Source organism: Mesorhizobium sp. M0060, from assembly GCF_040323155.1.
In the GTDB taxonomy this organism is placed as follows: Bacteria; Pseudomonadota; Alphaproteobacteria; order Rhizobiales; family Rhizobiaceae; genus Mesorhizobium.
In genome coordinates, this window is record NZ_JAMYUP010000185.1 from 1 (window position 1) to 500 (window position 500).

At 64.6% G+C, this 500-nt stretch carries 1 protein-coding gene; it reads left to right on the plus strand.

What is annotated here, in order from left to right:
- Window positions 1–121 precede the first annotated feature (121 nt).
- Window positions 122–500, plus strand: a 379-nt coding sequence (locus tag NKJ94_RS37530; RefSeq protein ID WP_352532831.1) for a tyrosine-type recombinase/integrase, incomplete at its 3' end; no start/stop codon positions are given.

Genomic DNA, 500 nt, shown 5'->3' on the forward strand with positions numbered 1-500 from the left:
AATGCACGAACCCGCTTCGCGGGAGGGTCGCCTGGTTCTGAGATGACGCGTATTCATAGGCCTTGAGCAGGTAAAGCCTGCGATCCGACCATGGAGTTCCCTTCAACGAAAGGAACTTGCCATGGCTACCTTGTCGACCGACGCTCCGATCACGCCACTTCGCCAGCGCATGCAGCAAGACATGCTGATGCGGGGCCTGGGACCGCATACGCAGCAGGATTACGTTCGTCATGTCCGGCGCTTCGCCGCGTTCCTTGGCCGCGCGCCCGACACCGCAGCGCCCGAGGACATCCGGCGCTTCCAGCTGTATCAGCATGAGAACGGCGTCGGTCCTGCGACGATTAACGGCGCGGTCTCGGCGCTGCGGTTCCTGTTCACCGTGACGCTGAAGCGGCGCGATTTGGCGCGCGCGCTGGTGGTCACCCGGTATCCGCGCAAGCTGCCCGAGGTGCTGAGCGTCGAGGAAGCGGCGCGGCTGCTCGAAGCGGCGCCAGGCATCA